Origin of the sequence: Pseudobacteroides sp. (assembly GCF_036567765.1) — a bacterium.
In the GTDB taxonomy this organism is placed as follows: Bacteria; Bacillota; Clostridia; order Acetivibrionales; family DSM-2933; genus Pseudobacteroides.
The window spans coordinates 23607-43605 of sequence record NZ_DATCTU010000032.1; the positions used below are offsets into that span (position 1 = coordinate 23607).

Sequence of the window (19999 nt, forward strand, 5' to 3'; positions counted from 1 at the left end):
GTTGTAATATTAAATATAATATCGACAAAATATATGAAATACTTTATAGGTAGCCAAATTGCAATAACTGTAAAGGATAGTAAGGGGGTGTATAAAACTGTCAAGTATATTTTAGCACTCTATATGTAAGAGTGCTAAAATATACTTGACAAAATCTGATGTAAGTGTAATATTTATTATTAGAAATAATGGTTAAGGAGGCATATATATGATGCACGAGAGCGGAAGTATATCAATTAACACGGAAAATATTTTTCCTATTATCAAGAAATGGTTATATTCAGAAAAGGACATTTTCGTCCGTGAACTGGTATCAAACTCCTCAGATGCCATAAGTAAGCTTAAAAAGTTAAGTGCAATAGGTGAAGCTGATCTTGATGGTGATGACAATTGGCAAATAAAAGTTGTTATTAATAAAGAAGACAAGACAATGCAAATTATAGACAATGGTATCGGGATGACATTTGAAGAGGTTGGTAAGTACATTAACCAAATCGCTTTCTCAGGAGCCAAGGACTTTTTGGAAAAATACAAGGACAAAACCGATGAGGGTCAGATAATAGGGCACTTCGGACTTGGTTTTTATTCATCTTTCATGGTATCTGATAAAGTTCAGATTGATACATTGTCTTATAAGAAGGATGAAAAAGCTGTAAGGTGGGTCAGCACAGGCGGTATTGATTATGAGATAGGCGAGTCGGATAGAACTTCAAGAGGAACTACAGTAACACTTTTCCTGGCTGAAGACAGCCTTGAGTTTCTTGAAAGCTATAAGGTTAGAGAAATTCTGGAAAAGTATTTTTCATTCCTTCCATATGAAGTGTATTTTGATTCTATAGAAGAGCCTTCAGAAGAAGCGAAAGAAGCTGATAAGGATAAGGAAGAAAAAGAATTAAAACCTATCAACGATACAAGCCCGCTTTGGCTCAAGAACCCAAAGGATTGTACCGATGAGGAATACAAAGAGTTTTACAGGAAGGTGTTCCACGACTTTAATGAGCCGCTGTTCTGGATCCATTTGAATATGGATTACCCGTTTAACCTTAAGGGTATTTTGTATTTCCCCAAATTAAAGCATGAGTTTGAAACAATGGAGGGGCAGATTAAGCTGTATTACAATCAGGTTTTTGTTGCGGACAATATTAAAGAAGTGATACCTGAGTTCCTTATGCTCTTAAAGGGTGTGCTGGATTGTCCTGATCTGCCTCTTAATGTTTCGAGAAGTTTTCTGCAGAATGACGGTTATGTAAATAAAATATCAACTCATATAAATAAAAAGGTGGCGGATAAGCTTACATCAATTTATGAGAATGACAGGGAAAACTATAATAAGTATTGGGATGATATAAACCCATTTGTAAAATACGGATGTATTCGTGAAGGTAAGTTCTATGACAGGGTTAAGGATATTGTAATTTATAAGACAACCAATGGCGATTATGTTTCTCAGAAGGAGTATTTAGAACGCAATAAGGAGAAGCACGAAAACAAGATTTTCTATGTTTCGGATGAGAGGCAGCAGGCCCAATATATCAAACTATTTAAGGATAACGCAATGGAAGCGGTTATTTTATCAACAATGATAGATAACCATTTCATAAGCTTTTTAGAATCCAAGCAAACCGAGGTTAAGTTTTTGAGAATTGACTCCGATCTTTCGGAAAGCCTTAAGGAGAAGGAAGAAAATGTTGATGAAAATGCATCCAAAGAGCTTCAGGAAAGCTTTGAAAGGCTGTTTAAGGACGCACTTGGCAATGATAAGCTGAAGCTTAAGGTGGAAAGCCTCAAAGCAGCCAGTGTACCGGGAATGATTCTCCTAGATGAGCATTCAAGGAGAATGCAGGAGATGTCGGCAAGATTCGGTGGGTTCGATATGAGCCACATGTTTGGAAATGAAGAAACACTGGTTCTTAACAAAAACAATGATTTGATCAAAAAGGTCATAAACATTAAGGACAAGGATGAGCGTAAGGATGAAGTAAAGCTTATCTGTGAGCATATATATGATCTTGCAATGATGAGCCATAAGCAGCTTAGTGCGGATGCGATGACCAAATTCATTGAGAGAAGCAACATGTTGCTGACCAGATTGGTAGAGACTAATTAATATTGCCGGAATAATAAGAGGGACCTGTTTGGTCCCTTTTGTTATTATCTGGAAATATAATATTTTGCACCGCAATTCCTTATGATAAAAATCAACGCTATTTATCGTTATCTCTTATTTCTACCCTGCGGATTTTGCCGCTTATTGTTTTTGGGAGCTCTTTCACAAATTCGATTATTCTAGGATATTTATATGGAGCAGTAACCTTCTTTACATGGTTCTGAAGCTCAATTACCAGATCATCGGAAGGCTCATAGTTCTTAGTCAATACAACAGTGGCCTTTACAATCTGCCCTCTATCGGGATCAGGAACTGCTGTTATTGCACATTCCAAAACTGCCGGATGCTCTAAAAGTGCACTTTCAACTTCAAAGGGGCCTATTCTGTATCCGGAGCTTTTGATAACATCATCAGCTCTGCCTACGAACCAAAGATAGCCGTCTTCATCACTCCAAGCCATGTCCCCTGTATAGTAAATATCATCGTGCCAAACTTTGGAAGTAAGGCCGGGGTCCCTGTAGTATCCATCAAACATTCCGACTGGTTTTCTTTTATCGGTGCGTAATATTATTTGACCTTCTTCACCGACCTCACAGGAGCTACCGTCTTCATTTATGATATCGATATCATAGCCTGGAGAGGGCTTGCCCATGGACCCAGGCTTTGGCTCCATCCAGGGATATGTAGCTACAGTAACGGTGAGCTCAGTCTGACCGTAGCCTTCCATCAGTTTAAGTCCGGTTGCATTATAAAACTGATTATACACTTCAGGGTTAAGGGGTTCACCGGCAACTGCACAATATTTCATCTTGCTGAAATCATATTTGGACAAATCTTCCTTGATGAAAAACCTGTAGATTGTCGGAGGAGCACAAAAGGAGGTAACACCGTATTTGGTAATAACCTCTAGAAGTTCTTTTGGAACAAACTTGTCATAGTCATATACGAATACTGCTGCTCCGGAAAGCCATTGGCCGTATATTTTCCCCCATACTGCCTTTGCCCAGCCGGTATCGGCTACAGTAAGGTGGAGGCCGTCATCAACAGTGTTTTGCCAGTACCTGGATGTGAGGATGTGGCCAAGCGGGTATGTATAATTATGCCTTACCATCTTAGGCATTCCTGTAGTACCTGATGTAAAATATAATAAAAGAATATCTTCGTTAGTAGGTGCATCGCTGCCTGTAGGTTTTGTGAATTCGGCAGGTGCTTTGGAAAGCTCGCTTACAAAATCAAACCAGCCGTCACGACTGCCGCCCACAATTGCCTTTAATTTGAGAGAAGGTGAATCAGGCTCTGCCTCCTCAACATGTTTTATTACTTCCGGTTCATTAACGCAAATTATCATTTTAATATCAGCAGCATTGTTCCTGTATGCTATATCCTTTTTTGTTAAAAGATGCGTTGCAGGAATGCAAACAGCACCAATCTTATGAAGTGCAAGTATCAAGAACCAAAATTCGTAACGCCTTTTAAGAATGAGCATTACGGGATCGCCCTTTTTAACACCTGCCGATTTAAGGAAATTAGCTGCCTTATCGCTGTATTCCTTTAGCTGCTTAAATGTAAATGTAGCATAGTCGCCTTTTTCATCACACCATACCATAGCTCTCTTATCGGGTGTTTTTTCTGCATAATGGTCGACAACATCATAAGCAAAGTTAAAGTTGTCCGGTACATTTATTTTGAAATTTTCAAAGAAATCCTCGTAAGAATCAAACTCAACGCGAGGAAGGTATTTTTCCAATAACATTTGTAAACCTCCTAAACTCAATGTAATTACAAGATTATAGCCAAAAACTTGGCGGTTTTTCCATTTAGGGCTTTCATGCCATGCTTTGCAGAAGAATCAAAAAATATTGAATCTCCTTCATTTAAAATAATCTCATGACCGTCAATTACTATTTTCAAAGTACCTTGCAAACAATAATTAAACTCCTGACCAGGATGGGAATTGCTTTGAATGGTCGAATCTTCGGAATCGGGCTCAACCGTGACAAGGAATGGTTCTGCTTTTTTGTGGAGGAAATTATATGCAAGGTGCTGATACTTATATTCGTTTCTGCGGTTTACCTCAATACCTTTGTCCTTTCTTACAAGAGAGTAAGTATGAAGTTTGGGGTCTTCTCCTGTTAAAATAGCAGTAAGATCAACTTTAAACCTGTTGGCAATTTCATAAAGGAAGCTAACAGGAATGTCACAAGTGCCGCTTTCGTATTGCTTGTATGTCTCCAAGGGCACTTTCAATTGAACTGCCAGGTCCTCTACTGAAACTTTTGATATTTCTCTTAAATCTCTGATTCGCAATGCGATTTGTTTAATTTGTTCGGACATAGCACCATCTCCTTATAAAATGTGCATTGAAACATCTTTGTGACTGGATGTTCCTTAATAAACAATATTATCATAGCATAATTAAGGCATAAAAGTAAAGAATTAAGGCCGTTTAAGGGCAATTTTACAGGTGAGGTATAGAATCTATGAATTTTGAGGAAGCCTTTGAAAGCGGGACCGATTTCATGGAAATAATGCCTAGCTTTCTTATAGGCAAATCTTCTTCTGTTAAGACCTCAAAAAGCTCATTTTTGTTGAGGGAATCCGCAGCACTTTCTTTTAGTACACAGGCTATTCCAAAGCCGATTTTTGCGAAATCAACAAGAAGGTCGACGCTTTCCAATTCGATTTCAGGGGTTATGAATACACCTGCTTCCTTAAAGAAGCTATCCATATTACGCCTTGTAGAGCTGTTTTTTTCCAGCATTAAAAGAGGATAGCGGGACAAATCTTTAAAGCTGATGCTTTTTCCCATAAGCTCATAATACTTATCCGATGCAACAAAAATATCTTGAACACTCATAAATTCCCTGACATCCACATCATCAGAATCCACTGGAAGTGTTACAATGCCGAAATCCACTATTCCATTTTTCAAAAGGTTTAGTATTTGTGAGGAGGTCCTGTTTATAACATGAATTTTAATTTTTGGGTAAAGGGTATTGAATTGCTCCAAATAAGGTACAAGGTGATAGCGGCAAACTGTATCGCTGGCACCTATTCTTATTTCTCCTGCATCCATATTCTGTATTTCAAATAATTTGTGCTCTGCAGTTTTTATAAAATTGTATGCCTGTTCAACATGAGTCAATAAAAGGCTACCCTCACTGGTCAGAACCATCTGTTTTCCTTTTCTGACAAACAGCTTAATTCCCAACTTGCCTTCTAGGCTTTTAACAGATTGGCTCACAGCAGATTGGGAAATAAAAAGCTTCCCAGATGCTGATGAAAAGCTTTCGGATTTAGCGGCATGATAAAAAATTTTGTAAAGCTCAAAGTTTATATCCATAAGTTATCCTTATAAAACATATTAGTATTATTAATTTTACTTATTTATAATATCATATTATAATAATAGTGTAAAACTTGGAGACCTAAGATTGTTATTTAAATGGGGGATATATAAATGAACAGGATAGTTAGAAGGATTTTTGTTGAAAAGAAGAAAGGGTTTGACATAGAGGCAAACGGTCTTTACAAGGACCTAAAGAAGAACCTTAAGCTTGAAGGGTTAAAGTCCGTGAGAATAATAAACCGTTATGATGTTGAAGGTGTATCTGATGAAGAGTATGATGCAGCAAGAAGAATAATATTTTCAGAGCCTCCTGTTGACAGTGTTTGTGATGAAAAGATAGATTTGGAAAGCAACAGTAAACTTATAGCTATCGAATACCTTCCTGGGCAATATGATCAGAGGGCTGACTCAGCTTCCCAATGTGTTCAGATACTTACAGAGGGTGAAAGGCCGCAGATAAAGGTGGCAAAGCTTATTGTTTTGGAAGGACAAGTATCTGATGAAGAATACCTGAAGGTAAAGAATTACTGTATAAACCCTGTTGAGTGTCAGGAAGCAAAGCTTGATAAGCCTTCTACATTGGATGTAGAAGTGCAGATGCCTGACGATGTAGAAGAGCTTGATGGGTTTATTGAGATGGATGATGAAAAGCTCTTGGGATTTATGACAGAAATGGGATTAGCTATGTCCTTTGAGGATCTAAAGTTCTGCAGGCAGTACTTTAAGGAAGAAGAAAAAAGAAATCCTTCCGTTACAGAAATCAAGGTTATTGACACCTACTGGTCGGACCACTGCAGACACACTACATTCCTTACCGAAATTAAAAAAGTAGATATAGAGAAAGGCATATATACAGATGCAATAGACAAGGCATACAAGACATATTTGGACTCAAGAGGCTATGTTTATGAAAACAAAAACAAGGACATTTGCCTTATGGATATAGCCACAATTGCCATGAAGGAGTTTAAAAAGAGAGGCATGCTGGAGGACCTGGATGTTTCAGACGAAATAAATGCCTGCAGTATAGTAGTAAATGTAGATGTAGATGGAAAGAATGAAGAATGGCTGGTAATGTTTAAGAACGAGACCCATAATCACCCGACAGAGATAGAGCCCTTTGGCGGAGCGGCAACCTGCCTTGGGGGGGCAATAAGAGACCCTCTTTCAGGTCGTTCATATGTCTATCAGGCAATGCGTGTTACAGGAAGCGGCGATCCAAGAACCAGCGTGGAAGATACTATACCGGGAAAGCTCCCTCAGAGGAAAATAACAACAGGTGCAGCAGCGGGCTACAGTTCTTACGGTAATCAAATCGGGCTTGCTACAGGCCAGGTTGCCGAGGTTTATGACGAAGGCTTTGTTGCAAAAAGGATGGAAATAGGTGCCGTTATAGGTGCTGCACCAAAGAAAAATGTAATAAGAAAGTCCCCTCAAGCTGGAGATGTAATTATACTTTTAGGAGGCAGAACAGGCCGTGACGGCTGCGGCGGAGCTACAGGATCATCAAAGGAGCACACTGAAGAGTCCCTTCTTACTTGCGGTGCTGAAGTGCAAAAGGGTAATCCTCCTACCGAAAGAAAGATACAGAGGCTCTTTAGAAAGCAGGAAGTAAGCAGCATGATCAAAAAATGCAACGACTTTGGAGCAGGAGGAGTTTCTGTTGCCATAGGGGAGCTGGCTGACGGTCTGATAATAAATCTTGATGCGGTTCCTAAAAAGTATGAAGGGCTTGACGGAACTGAGCTTGCTATCTCGGAATCCCAGGAAAGAATGGCGGTTGTCGTAGATAAGGAAAATGTAGAGGCATTTATAAATGCCGCCAGGGAAGAAAATCTTGAGGCAGTAGTGGTTGCTGAAGTTACTGAGTTAAACAGGCTCAGGATGAACTGGAGAAATAAAACAATTGTTAATATAAGCAGAGACTTTTTAAATACCAATGGTGTAAAGCAAAATTCCGAGGTTTTTGTTGAGGCCCCTGTTATGGAGGACAATTACTTCAACAAACTGCCGGATGAAGTTTTAGCCGGAGCCGATATAGAAACCAAGTGGCTCAATAACCTTTCACGCCTTAATGTATGCAGTCAGAAAGGACTTGTTGAAAGATTTGATGGAACTATAGGTGCAGGCTCGGTGCTGCTGCCATTTGGAGGAAAATATCAGTTAAGTCCCCAGGAAGGAATGGCTGCAAAAATACCTTTATTAAGTGGCGATACCAGCACTGGTACGTTGATGACGTTTGGGTACAACCCTGCCATTGCAAAATGGAGTCCGTTCCATGGTGCCGTTTTTGCTGTAATCGAGTCAGTTGCAAAGATTGTTGCGTTAGGCGGGGATTATGAAAAAGCAAGGCTCACATTACAGGAGTATTTCGAGAAACTTGGCAAGGATCCTCAGAAATGGGGTAAGCCTTTTAGTGCATTGCTAGGTGCATATATGGCTCAAAAGAACCTTGGTATTCCTGCAATAGGCGGGAAAGACAGCATGTCTGGTACCTTCAAGGATATGACTGTTCCTCCGACTCTTGTATCTTTTGCAGTGGCTGCTGTAAATGTAAATGACGTAGTATCTTGTGAGTTTAAGGAAACAGACAGTCAGGTTGTAATGATAAAGGCGTTAAGGGACAAGGATGAGGTTCCTCAGTTTGACAGCTTGAAGGCAGGTTTTAAAAAAATTAGTGAGCTTATTAAATCAGGTAAGGTGTTGGCTGCCAGCACGGTTAAGGCAGGAGGTGCTGCTGAGGCCGTCAGTAAAATGTGTTTTGGAAACATGATTGGAATGAAGTTTGACGACAGCCTGGATTATAGTGATTTGTTTAAGCCCGAAATAGGATCAATTATTCTTGAAGTGCCGGGGAATACTAACCTTAAAGACGCTTTTGGTGAGACCGAATATGTTTTGTTGGGACATACACAAAAAGAGGAGTTTATAAATGTGAGCGGTACCGGTATAGGCCTTGAAAAAGCGTTGGAAAGTTGGGAAAACACCCTTGAGAGAATCTTCCCTACAAGGGCTGAGGAAAATGCCGGCAAACCTAAACAATACCTGTGCCAGAGCAGGAACAACAAAATATCAGGCTTAAGCATAGCAAAACCAAGAATATTTATTCCTGTTTTCCCCGGAACCAATTGCGAGTATGATACAGCTAAGGTATTTGAGAAAGCAGGAGGAGCTGCGGATGTACTTGTAATTAAAAACCTTTCTTCCCATGAGATCGAAGAATCCATAGAGCTCATGGTTAAGAAAATAAATAATTCCCAAATTATCATGATTCCTGGAGGCTTTAGCGGCGGGGACGAACCTGACGGTTCAGGAAAATTTATAGCTACCGCGTTTAGAAACCCCTATGTTAAAGAGGCGGTTATGAACCTTCTAAACCAGAGGGATGGATTGATGCTTGGTATATGCAACGGATTCCAGGCCCTTATAAAGCTGGGGCTTGTTCCATATGGAGAGATAAGGGATCTTACAGATGACAGTCCTACGCTTACATTTAATACCATCGGCCGCCATGTATCCTGCATGGTTAGGACAAAAACCGTATCGGTAAAGTCGCCGTGGTTTAATAATGTTAACGCAGGGGATATTCATACAATAGCAGTTTCACATGGTGAGGGCAGATTTGTTGCTAATGAGGCAATATTAAAGGAAATGGAAAACAATGGACAGATTGCTACCCAATATGTTGATCTTGATGGAAACCCGACATATGATATAAGGTTTAATCCAAATGGTTCCATAGAAGCTATAGAGGGTATTACAAGCCCGGATGGTAGGGTTTTGGGTAAAATGGGTCACTCTGAAAGGATCGGAACCAACGTAATTAAAAACGTTCCTGGAGAAAAGGACCAGAAGTTATTTGAAGCAGGAGTCGAATATTTTAAATAAGAAATGTGATCAATATTATTTATTAATAAGAAAGAGGGAATATGGAATGGCAAATAATCCGATTGCAACAATAGAAATGGAAAACGGAAATAAGATCAAGGTGGAACTGTATCCCAATATAGCACCTAATACGGTAAGAAATTTTATTTCTCTTTCACAAAAAGGTTTTTATAACGGTCTTATTTTTCACAGGGTTATTCCTGACTTTATGATTCAGGGAGGCTGCCCTGAAGGAAGCGGTATTGGAGGACCTGGCTACAGCATTCGCGGGGAATTTTCCCAGAACGGGCACACAAATAACCTAAAGCACCAGAGGGGTGTAATCTCCATGGCGAGATCAAGGATGCCCAACTCTGCAGGATCACAATTCTTTATAATGGTAAAAAATTCTCCTCACTTAGACGGACAATATGCATCCTTCGGCTCTGTTCTTGAGGGTATTGAGGAAGTGGACAAAATAGTGTCTGTCAAAACAGATTACAATGATAGGCCCCTTGAGGATCAAAAGATAAAGAGCATTACAGTGGACACCTTCGGTGAAGACTACGGCGAAGTAGAAAAAGCCTAGCTAGAGAAATATAAAAAAACTCCACGTTTCACTTATGCAATATTGTTGTGAAACCGTGGAGTTTTTTAATAAAGATCAATGTTACAAACGAATATATAGGAATGTGTAGAAGACTATACCCCAAAAACATGTTTTCCAATTTGAGTTACTATTTTTCTCGACCATATCCACTTGCTTGTAGCTGTGGCTGGGTTCCAGTAAAACACACAGCCATAAGTAGGGTCCCATCCGTTTAAGGCATCTGCTGCCGCCTTAATTGACTGTTGATCCGGTTCAAGATTAATTTGACCGTCAGAAACAGCATCAAAGGCTCCGGGTTCATAAATTACCCCTGCTATGGTTTTAGGAAATCTTCCATCCCTTGTCCTATTAAGAATTACAGCACCAACGGCAACTCTTCCTGTATACGATTCGCCCCTGGCCTCTCCATGTATCAGCCGTGCTAGCAAATAGGTATCTCCGTTATTGGAATAATTGTTTTTAGTACTAACGGTTGTTTCACCTGTTGGAAGGCCCAGTGCTGCCAATGTTTTAGGACCTACGATCCCATCCGCGGATAATCCGTTTTTTGATTGGAAGTAAGTAACTGCTTTATAAGTGTTATAACCATAGATACCGTCTACAATATCGTTGTAATAACCCCAGTTGTAAAGTTTTGACTGTATATCTATAACTTCTTGTCCTCGTGAACCGTAATAGGACAGTGCAGCCTTGCTAAAGCCATAAAAATCGGATATTGTTTCCCTATACACCGTTGCCAGGCAAAGTGCCAAACATAAAACAAGTGCTATTATTGATGATAGATATCTTTTTTTAAACAATTTACTCTCCCTCGCTATTATAGTTTAGTGTTTTAAAAGTAATTATTAGCTGGAATACATAAATTATTATTTGTAATTTGACATAATTAATTCAAAAACTTTATGCAAGGTAAAAAATAAAGTTCATTATGATATATTAAAACTCTTAATATATTTTCAATGATGAGTTTTCTTTTTTAGTGGGAGAGTTATGTGAAAACATGAACCCTGGCCAGATACGCTATTGACGCTGATATGGCCATGATGCTCATTAACAATAATTTTTGCTATCGACAGTCCAAGACCTGTCCCTCCGCTTGTGCTGGATCTGGAAGAATCTACACGGTAAAAACGCTCAAAAATCTTATTAAGATGTTCTTTTGGGATACCGAGGCCTGTATCTGAAACATTAATTTCTACATTTGTATCTATCTGTTTAAGCGAAACTTTTATTTGGCCGCCTGAGGGCGTATATTTTACAGCATTGTCCAGCAGAATTGTTATTAGCTGTTTGATTCTGGTTTCATTGCCGTAAAAGTTTACATCATGTTCAATATCATCTATTATATTGACATTGTTACCGTCACAAAGAAGCTTGAAGGAAATAATGGTTTCCTTACAGATAATATCCAATGGAAAATAGGCCTTTTCAACCTGAGATTCACCTGCATCCGATCTGGCAATAAAAAGCAGGTCATTTACCAGTTTGGTCATCCTGGCATTTTCGGCTTTTATGTTTTCAAGCCAATGCAATTGGTTTTCTACAGTATCTTCCTTGTTGCTCATCACAAGCTCCAGGTTTGTTTGAACTACCGCTAAAGGGGTTCTTAGCTCATGAGAAGCATCAGCAACAAAATCCCTTTGCCGTTCCCATGACTGTCTTACAGGTATAAGAGCCCTGTTAGCCATAAAAAGGCTGGCAAGGAATGTTATGAGAACTGTGATTATTCCGATGGTTACAATGACGGTGAGCAGCTTTTTCAGCATTTGTGACTCAGGCTGCGTATTATAAAACACTATTTTTAAAAGGTCATTTCTGAAATTGGAATACGACTTTAAAAACCTGAAACTTACACCATCAATTTTTATATATGAGAAATCTTGGCCAACCTCCATGGTTTTATCAACAAGAGCATATATTTCTTCATGTGAATTGGTTAGATTAGGTGAGGTATCTACTATGTTGCCGACACTGTCAACCACTACAAAAAAATAGTTGGGATCAAGTGGCCTTGCTCTGGTAATAAACGGGCTATATCTGAATCTATCATTTGAGGCTATGGCTCTCATCATTTTTTCAGACTGGTTTGATATACTGTGCTGCATAACAATATAAACACCTGAAAGAAGAAACAGGAAAATAAGTCCGGTAACTATTGTATTTGTGAGAGTAAGCTTTAACCTTAAACCGTTAAACATTATTATCCTCCCTGAATGAATAGCCTATACCTCTTATAGTTTCAATGCGTACACCTGTATCCTTAAGATTAAGCTTTTTTCTAAGATAATAGATATAAATTTCTATATTGTTCATATCAACATCGGAGTCAAAGCCCCAAACCCTGCTTAGTATCTGATCCCTGGAAATGACTTTTCCCTTATTGCGGATTAATAGCTCCAAAAGCTGGGATTCCTTAAGAGTCAGCTTGATTATTTGGTCATTCATTGTTACTTCACAGTTTAAAGGATCCAGCTCAAATTGGGAAGTTTTGAGGTTAGTGCTTTGTATCTGTTCACTCTTTCTGCGGCTAAGTGCTCTTATCCGTGCTAAAAGCTCATCGGTTGAAAATGGCTTTACAAGATAGTCATCAGCACCTGAATCCAAGCCTTCAACACGGTCCTTTATTTCATCTTTAGCCGTAAGAATCAATACAGGGGTGCTTATATTTTGCTTCCTTAAGTCACGTAAAACAGCAAGTCCTTCTTTTCCGGGAAGCATTCTGTCAAGTATAATAACATCATAAATATTGCATTCTGCCATTTCCTGACCTGAGGGTCCGTCAAACGCTGCATCTACAAGATAATTGTTCTTCCTCAGAATATAAGAAAGTGCTTCGGATAATCTGCGTTCATCTTCAACTAATAGAAGTCTCATTTGTATTTCCCCTTCGTTATGGCATTAAAAATATATTTCATTATTACATTTTAACATTCAATAATTATTTTAGATCACTTTTCTTTAAATTTCCTTAAATTCTATGTAGAGCAGTGTTTTAAAAATAATAAAATTTTCCGATACTTTTTAAGGATTTTCTAAGGTTTGTTTATTAGAATTGTAAAATGAGTGAAAAACATTATGCAGGAGGTAAATATTGTGAGAAAACTATCTGGCAAAATTAAGGGATTATTCTCAAGAAAGCTGATAAAAGTCCTTATTGTATTAATTGTTTTAGGATCTGTAGGGTTTGGGTTGGTAAAATTCAACATCATAAAGATTGGTTCAAAAACTGCAAACACCAACCAGCAGATAAGGACAGCAAGGGTGGAGCGGGGAACAATATCACAGTCGGTCACCGGTTCGGGGTTTATCAAAGCAGCCAATAAGGTTGACATTTCAACAAGCGTATCCGGTACTATAACCAAGGTTTATTTTAAAGATAAGGATAATATAAAAGCGGGTGATCTGCTTTATGAGCTTGATGATTCCGATGCGAAGCTGAATTATGAAAAGGCTAAAAACAATCTTGCGATGAACCAGGTTACAGCCAATGACAATCAAAAGAGCATTACCGAGCTTAATATAACTGCACCTATAAGCGGAAGAATAACAAATCTTACCCCAAAAATAGGAGATGAGCTGGGGAGAGGGGCAAATATACTTACCATAACAGATACCTCTAAATTAAAAATAGCAGCTCCCTTTAATGCATCACTAAAGAATCAAGTTCAATTAGGACATAAGGCAGTATTGCATATCCAGGAATTAATGCAATCTGTAAACGGAGTTGTTACATATATTGGAGCCAGTCCATATCCATCTGCGTCAGGAGGGCAAGTTTTTGATGTGGAAGTAACTTTTGATAATCCAGGTGCATTGAAGGATGGGTTGAAAGCCACCGTTTCGGTAAGCACATCATCAGGTAGCCATACAAGTACCGATACAGGAAAAATGGAATATGTAAATGTAAAAAATGTTAAAAGTACTTCCGGCGGAACGGTAAAAAGTATAAATGTAAGGGAAAATTCACATATAAGTGCCGGAAATATTTTAGTTGAACTGGAAAACGATGATTTATCCCTGGCAAAGCAAAACAGCGATCTTAAAATTCTTGATGCAAACGCACAGGTGGAATCAGCTAAGAAACAATTGTCTTACTACAAGGTCTATGCATCAATCGACGGAATAATTATGGATCAGACAAAGAAAGTAGGAGACAATGTAAAGGCAGGAGATTTGCTGGGAAATATCATAGATATGAAAAACCTTCAGTTTGATGTGAATATTGATGAGCTTGATATAGATAAAATTAAGACGGGACAGAAGGTAAATATTACGGTTGATGCCTTAACTGAAACGAATGTAAGGCCATTGACGGGAGAGGTATCCAAGATAGCCTTTGAGGGTACATCATCTAATGGGGTGAGTGTCTATCCCGTTACTATAAAGGTTAATGATATTGATAATCTGAGGATTGGAATGAATGTTAATGCAGAAATAATGGTATTGGAAAAAACCGATATACTAAGAGTGCCTATCGAGGCTGTGACTAGAATGGGAAACAGAAGCAGTGTATGGGTTAGGGGCAATGACTTAGGTCAGGTAAATGAAAACAATCAGAATATAGGTCAAAGCCAGCAAGACAGTGATGTACCAAATAGAAGGCAAAGACAGCAGGCAGGTAATAATCAGGGACAAAGAGGAAACGGAACAGGTAATCCACAAGGAGATCAGGGACCTGGCAATGCAAACAGAATGATGCAAAGAAATCCTGCTATGGCTGACTATTACAAAAATGCTGTGCCAAAGCAGGTTGCTTTGGGGATAAACAATGATTCTTACATAGAAGTGGTCAGCGGTCTTGAAGAGGGAGAGACAGTGATACTGCCGCCTATTATAGCCAGCACTTCCCAAGAAAATACCCAATCAGGATTTAGATTAGGTGGAATGGGCGGTGGAATGCCTGGAGGGGGAATGGGAGGAAACTTCCAGCAGAGGAACACCACTCGTCAATCCGGGGGCCAACAGAGCGGCAACCAACAATCCGGCAATCAGCAATCCGGCAGCCAGCAATCCGGCAATCAGAGAAGAAACTGATCATAATCGGGAGGATGGACATGATTGAAATATCAAATATGCGAAAAATATATAAAATGGGTGATAATGTAATTAATGCACTAAATGGTATTGATCTTTATATAAATAAGCATGAGTTTGTCGCCATAATAGGGCCCTCCGGCTCAGGAAAGTCAACGCTCATGAACATGCTTGGCTGTCTTGATACCCCAACTTCAGGGACATATACCTTGGATGGCCGTGAGATAAGCAAGCTCAATGATAACCAGCTTGCTGAAATAAGAAATTTTAAAATTGGGTTTATATTTCAAGGTTTTAATCTTCTTCAAAAGCTATCTGCTCTTGAAAATGTGGAACTTCCCCTTATATATCAAGGTATTGGGACCAAAGAGAGGCATCAGCGTTGTAAGGCTGCTTTGGAAATGGTGGGATTGGGCGACAGGCTGCATCACAAGCCCACTGAACTATCCGGAGGCCAGCAGCAGAGAGTTGCCATTGCAAGGGCACTTGTAAGTGATCCGCCGATTATTCTTGCTGATGAACCTACCGGTAATCTGGATACAAAATCCGGGGCTGAAATAATGAATATATTAAGCGTGCTTCACCAAAAGGGGAATACCATTATTCTCATAACCCATGATAATAACATTGCCAATCAGGCAAAGAGACTTGTCAGAATTCAAGACGGAGAAATTATTGAAGACAGGGAGGTGGGATAAATGGGACTCTTTCAAGCATATAAAATGGCAATAAAAAGTATCTTAAGCAACAAGGTAAGGTCTTTTCTTACAATGCTGGGAGTTATTATAGGTGTTGGGTCTGTTATAGCGGCAGTGGCATTTGCCCAGGGCAGTACCAAGAGTATAACCGATCAGCTGCAGGGTCTCGGTACCAATCTGATTTCTATTAACATACAAGGGAGAAACAGTAATAGAAATATAAGCTATGAGGACCTTCAGAAGTTCTCAGAGGAAAACAGCAGTCAAATAGCTGCAGTTGCACCTACTATCAGCAACAACGTCACAATTAAGGTTGGAACTAAAACCAGAAGTACTTCTTTAATAGGTACCAGTCCTGAGTATGAGATAATTAGAAATGTACATGTACAATCAGGCAGGTTTTTATTATCATTTGATCTGGACTACAGGCAAAAAGTTGCAGTAATAGGAACAGCCGTGGCAAATGATGTTTTTGAAGGAAGGAATCCCTTAGGTCAGACAATGAAAATAAACGGCCAAATATATAAAGTGGTAGGGCTCCTTGAGCAAAAGGCAGGTGGACTGGACCAATCAGATGATGATCAGGTCATAATACCCGTAACATCTGCCCAGAGACTTGGCAGATCAGCTACAATCAGTAATTTCCTGGTACAGGCGGCAACACCTGAGTCTGTTCCGATTGTGATGGATAAATTAAATGCATTGCTGCAGAGGATATACAATAACACTAACTCGTACAGGGTGTTTAATCAGGAACAGATGCTTTCAACCTTAAATAATATTACAGGATTAATGATGCTTGTTCTGGGCGGGATAGCAGCTATATCCCTATTGGTTGGAGGTATTGGAATAATGAATATTATGCTTGTATCGGTGACTGAAAGAACCAGGGAAATAGGTATAAGAAAGGCTATCGGGGCCAAACGGCGAAGTATCCTTATACAATTTCTCATAGAAGCTGCCATGGTTACCGGCATCGGGGGAATTATAGGGGTACTAATAGGGCTGGGCATAATTAAATTTGTTATAGGAAATATAGGCAAATTCCAATCTTCCTTCGCAATACAGCCGGTTTACTCTATGGAGTGGATAATTATTTCTTTCGGAATATCTCTTATAACGGGAATTGTGTTTGGACTTTTTCCTGCATATAAAGCTGCTAAACTAAATCCAATTCAAGCATTGAGATTTGAATAAAAACATTTAAAGAATGGAGGATATACCAAATGAAACTACGAGTAACAATGTTTATTATTCTAATATTTATGGCAACATCAACTGTTGCGTTTGCTGAGTTTTCAGATGTTAAGAGTGATGCATCATATTATGATGCCATAAGCAGGCTTTCTGTATTCGGGATCATGAATGGGGATAACTTCAATAAGTTTAATCCTGACAGTATGCTGACAAGGGAGCAATTTGCAAAAATCATAGTTGTAACGGCTGGTCTTGGAGATGATGCCAATTCATTAAAGGGTTCAACTGTGTTTCCAGATATTCCTAACAACAGCTGGGCCAGTGGGTACATAAATGTTGCACTCAGCAAAGGATTTATAACCGGAATGCCGGACGGTAAATTTCACCCATACGATAAGGTGACATTTGCACAGACATGTACAGTTCTAGTAAGGGTTTTAGGGTACACAGATCAGGATTTGAAGGGGTTCTGGCCTGATAACTATATAGAGAAGGCCAAGGTTATAGGTCTCACTAGCGGAGTAAAGCTCCAGGCCATGGACGCAATGCCTAGGTGGGCCGCTGCTGTTATGATAAATTCAATGCTGTCGGCTAGTATAAAAAAGACAAATCCTCAGGAAACGGAAAAAATATTTTCAGAATCTATAGACTTTTACAAGTCATACATAGTACTGGCCAATTCCAAAACTATGGAAAGACTGGCATCAAATCAGATAATGACCGATAAGGGAGTGTTTTACCTGGATGTAAAGGTAAAAGAGCCTGAATTAGGAAGTAAATATGAATTTTATATAAAGGATGACAAAATTACTAGCGTTTTCAACAAGCTCAATAAACTGATTAATTATACTGTAGAAAGTGCTTCGGATACAAAGATTACTTACAAGGATAAGGAGGGCAGGAGCAATTCACTTGTTCTGCCTGACAAAACAACCTATTACTATAATGGAACAAAGCAGACCTATGACAACCTTAAAAACTTGCTTCAGACAAACACATCTATTATTTTTGCTGAAAACAGCAGCCAGGACGGCTATGAATACGCACTTATTTTCGATCCGGTGTATAGTAAGCCAGAGATAGGAAGTAAGCTCGATATTTCCAAGAAAAAGATCGGCAGCATTGCATATGATGACAATCTGCCAATTATAAGAAACAGTCAGATTATAAAGGCTGCAAGTATAGAAAAATACGATGTGTGCTATAAAATTTCCGACATATGGGGAGGGAACAGTTATATTTTAGTTGTGGACAGTAAGGTTTCCGGAAAGCTAAAAGGTTTTCTGCCCACTAAAGTAACTGCAAAGCAGATTCAGATCGACACCAAAACTTATGAATTCGGCAAGGATATGGATATTGGCAAGGTCAGAAACACTTCCCGCTATAATATTGATGATGATGTTATAGCATTGATCGGATATGAAGGTAAAGTTGTAGATGTTATATACCCCTACGAAGATTCTGTGAATTATGCACTTGTGCTGAATTATTCTGATGCTACTGCAGGTGATTCACGCACTATAAAGCTCTTGTTGCCTAATAACACTACAGCTTCCTATAAAACAAAAGATGCTTTCAGTGGTTTAAAGGGAACCCTTATAAGCTACAATAAGATAGATGATGAGTATATTTCGGTCTCGGCTATCGAGTATACAAGCTTTAAGGACTACACCATAAACAAGGATGACAGGCTTATTGATTCATATCTTGTAACTGATGATGTGAAAATCTATAACATAATGTCCAATAATGATGGTTCAGATACCCAGGTAAATATATTAAATTGGTCAGATATCCCATACGGAAATATTCCAGCGGGAAAAATTATTCATATAAATAAATCGGGAGAATTTGGTGATATTAATATAATTGTGGCAAGCGATCTTTTAGACCAAAAATATAAGCTAGGTGTGGTGTCTAAGATTAGCGGCGGCAGGTATTCTATTATGGTTGACGGCAGAGAGTATAGTTATAACGGACCTGTGACAAATGCCCAGATAGGCTCTACCACAATTGTAAGTATGTCAGGAGGCATTGATGCCGTACTTGGAATTACCTATTCATATAACAAGTCGACAAAAATACAAGCTTATGACATGAAGCGTATTAAGATTAACGACAAAGTATATAGATTTAGGAATGATATGGTAATATATAAAAAGGGTATAGATGGTGGCATTACAGTTATTGGCAAGGATGATTTAAGAACAGATAAGACATATGTTGATGTATCTCTTTTTACCGATTATAACAATATGGTAAAAATGGTGCTATTAAGTGAAATATGATAAATGAGTTTGTAAGGCGGATGGAGGAATATGAGTATGAAAAATTTAAAAAGATCAATTGCTGTTCTGTTATTGGTAACAAGTCTTGTTGGGCTTTCAGCATGCGGTCAATCATCAGATGATTTAGGGCAATCGGCTCAGGAATCAAATAATCTGAATACCTCAGCCCAGGATCAGAATGGGAGAAGAATGTGGGGAAACAATAGCCCTGATATATATGGTGAGGTAAAGTCTGTTTCGGGAAGAAAGGTTACCTTGGCATTGATTGAAATTCCCCAGAGAAGGCAGCCTACAGAAGAGGAAATGCAGCAAATGAGGGAAAGAAGGCAAAATTCTCAGGATAGAAATAACAGCAATAACGGTATCGGCAGAAATAGAAGAGAGGGTCAGGGTTTTGGAGGAATGACGCAGAGAAAATTGACCGGAGAAAATATGGATATTGAAATTCCTTCGTCAGCAGAAATTACAACCTTTGAAAGGGGTAACAATGATTTAAGTGAGAAAAAGCTTAAAGTAGAGGATATAAAAGTGGGTATGACGGTGCAAATATGGTACAAAAAGGATAATGGAGACAAGAAAGAGATTGAAACTATAAGAGTTATGCAGACACCTGCTGCAAGATCTTCAGGAGCACCTGATACAGCTTCTTCTCAAGATCCATCACCAAGGAGTTGATTCCCCAGCAAAACTGAAATTGGCAAATAAAAATTTATTTCTATTTGGCAATAGTTTGGTATTTGAAAAAATATCCTAAATTATTGTCATTATAGAAATAATTCGGGTTTGTCTTGAGTAACCTGAAATTGGGTAATCAAATTGCTTGATTGTTCTAAAGCCACAGTGTTATAA

14 protein-coding genes are annotated in these 19999 nt (G+C 38.9%); 8 read left to right on the forward strand and 6 right to left on the reverse strand.

The window, feature by feature from the left end; genetic code table 11:
- The first annotated feature begins 208 nt into the window (after positions 1-208).
- Positions 209-2107, forward strand: a complete 1899-nt coding sequence (gene htpG / locus VIO64_RS04685; protein WP_331915665.1) for a molecular chaperone HtpG — start codon at positions 209-211, stop codon at positions 2105-2107.
- 97 nt (positions 2108-2204) lie between these two features.
- Here htpG and VIO64_RS04690 read toward each other — a convergent pair whose 3' ends face one another.
- From VIO64_RS04690 to VIO64_RS04700, 3 genes are all read right to left on the reverse strand, one after another.
- Positions 2205-3860, reverse strand: a complete 1656-nt coding sequence (locus VIO64_RS04690) for an AMP-binding protein (RefSeq protein WP_331915667.1) — start codon at positions 3858-3860, stop codon at positions 2205-2207.
- Between the two features lie 26 nt (positions 3861-3886).
- Complete coding sequence (locus tag VIO64_RS04695) at positions 3887-4441, reverse strand: helix-turn-helix domain-containing protein (RefSeq protein WP_331915669.1); 555 nt, start codon at positions 4439-4441, stop codon at positions 3887-3889.
- A gap of 124 nt (positions 4442-4565) precedes the next feature.
- Positions 4566-5450, reverse strand: a complete 885-nt coding sequence (locus VIO64_RS04700; protein WP_331915671.1) for a LysR family transcriptional regulator — start codon at positions 5448-5450, stop codon at positions 4566-4568.
- Between the two features lie 117 nt (positions 5451-5567).
- Here VIO64_RS04700 and VIO64_RS04705 point away from each other — a divergent pair, with 117 nt between their 5' ends.
- The gene (locus tag VIO64_RS04705) at positions 5568-9344 is read left to right on the forward strand and encodes a phosphoribosylformylglycinamidine synthase (RefSeq protein ID WP_331915673.1); all 3777 of its coding nucleotides are present in this window, start codon (positions 5568-5570) and stop codon (positions 9342-9344) included.
- A 46-nt stretch (positions 9345-9390) separates the two neighbouring features.
- The gene (locus VIO64_RS04710) at positions 9391-9912 is read left to right on the forward strand and encodes a peptidylprolyl isomerase (RefSeq protein WP_331915675.1); all 522 of its coding nucleotides are present in this window, start codon (positions 9391-9393) and stop codon (positions 9910-9912) included.
- Between the two features lie 113 nt (positions 9913-10025).
- Here VIO64_RS04710 and sleB read toward each other — a convergent pair whose 3' ends face one another.
- From sleB to VIO64_RS04725, 3 genes are all read right to left on the reverse strand, one after another.
- Positions 10026-10733, reverse strand: a complete 708-nt coding sequence (sleB, locus tag VIO64_RS04715) for a spore cortex-lytic enzyme (RefSeq protein WP_414705237.1) — start codon at positions 10731-10733, stop codon at positions 10026-10028.
- A gap of 156 nt (positions 10734-10889) precedes the next feature.
- Positions 10890-12131, reverse strand: a complete 1242-nt coding sequence (locus tag VIO64_RS04720; protein WP_331915677.1) for a sensor histidine kinase — start codon at positions 12129-12131, stop codon at positions 10890-10892.
- Positions 12124-12807, reverse strand: a complete 684-nt coding sequence (locus VIO64_RS04725) for a response regulator transcription factor (RefSeq protein WP_331915679.1) — start codon at positions 12805-12807, stop codon at positions 12124-12126. The genes VIO64_RS04720 and VIO64_RS04725 overlap by 8 nt, the downstream gene beginning before the upstream one ends.
- Positions 12808-13026: 219 nt before the next feature.
- Between VIO64_RS04725 and VIO64_RS04730 the strand changes: the two genes are divergently transcribed.
- The 5 genes from VIO64_RS04730 to VIO64_RS04750 are packed head-to-tail and all read left to right on the forward strand — an operon-like array spanning position 13027 to position 19825.
- Positions 13027-14967 (forward strand): HlyD family efflux transporter periplasmic adaptor subunit, encoded by a 1941-nt coding sequence (locus VIO64_RS04730; RefSeq protein WP_331915681.1) that lies wholly within the window; start codon positions 13027-13029, stop codon positions 14965-14967.
- Between the two features lie 20 nt (positions 14968-14987).
- A complete protein-coding gene (locus tag VIO64_RS04735; protein ID WP_331915683.1) occupies positions 14988-15665 on the forward strand; it encodes an ABC transporter ATP-binding protein in 678 nt (225 codons plus the stop codon).
- Positions 15666-16862 carry an ABC transporter permease gene (locus VIO64_RS04740; RefSeq protein WP_331915685.1) on the forward strand — a complete coding sequence of 399 codons (1197 nt, stop codon included), beginning with the start codon at positions 15666-15668 and terminating at the stop codon, positions 16860-16862.
- A 29-nt stretch (positions 16863-16891) separates the two neighbouring features.
- Positions 16892-19150 carry an S-layer homology domain-containing protein gene (locus VIO64_RS04745; RefSeq protein ID WP_331915687.1) on the forward strand — a complete coding sequence of 753 codons (2259 nt, stop codon included), beginning with the start codon at positions 16892-16894 and terminating at the stop codon, positions 19148-19150.
- Positions 19151-19186: 36 nt separating this feature from the next.
- Positions 19187-19825 (forward strand): hypothetical protein, encoded by a 639-nt coding sequence (locus VIO64_RS04750; protein WP_331915689.1) that lies wholly within the window; start codon positions 19187-19189, stop codon positions 19823-19825.
- Positions 19826-19999 lie beyond the last annotated feature (174 nt).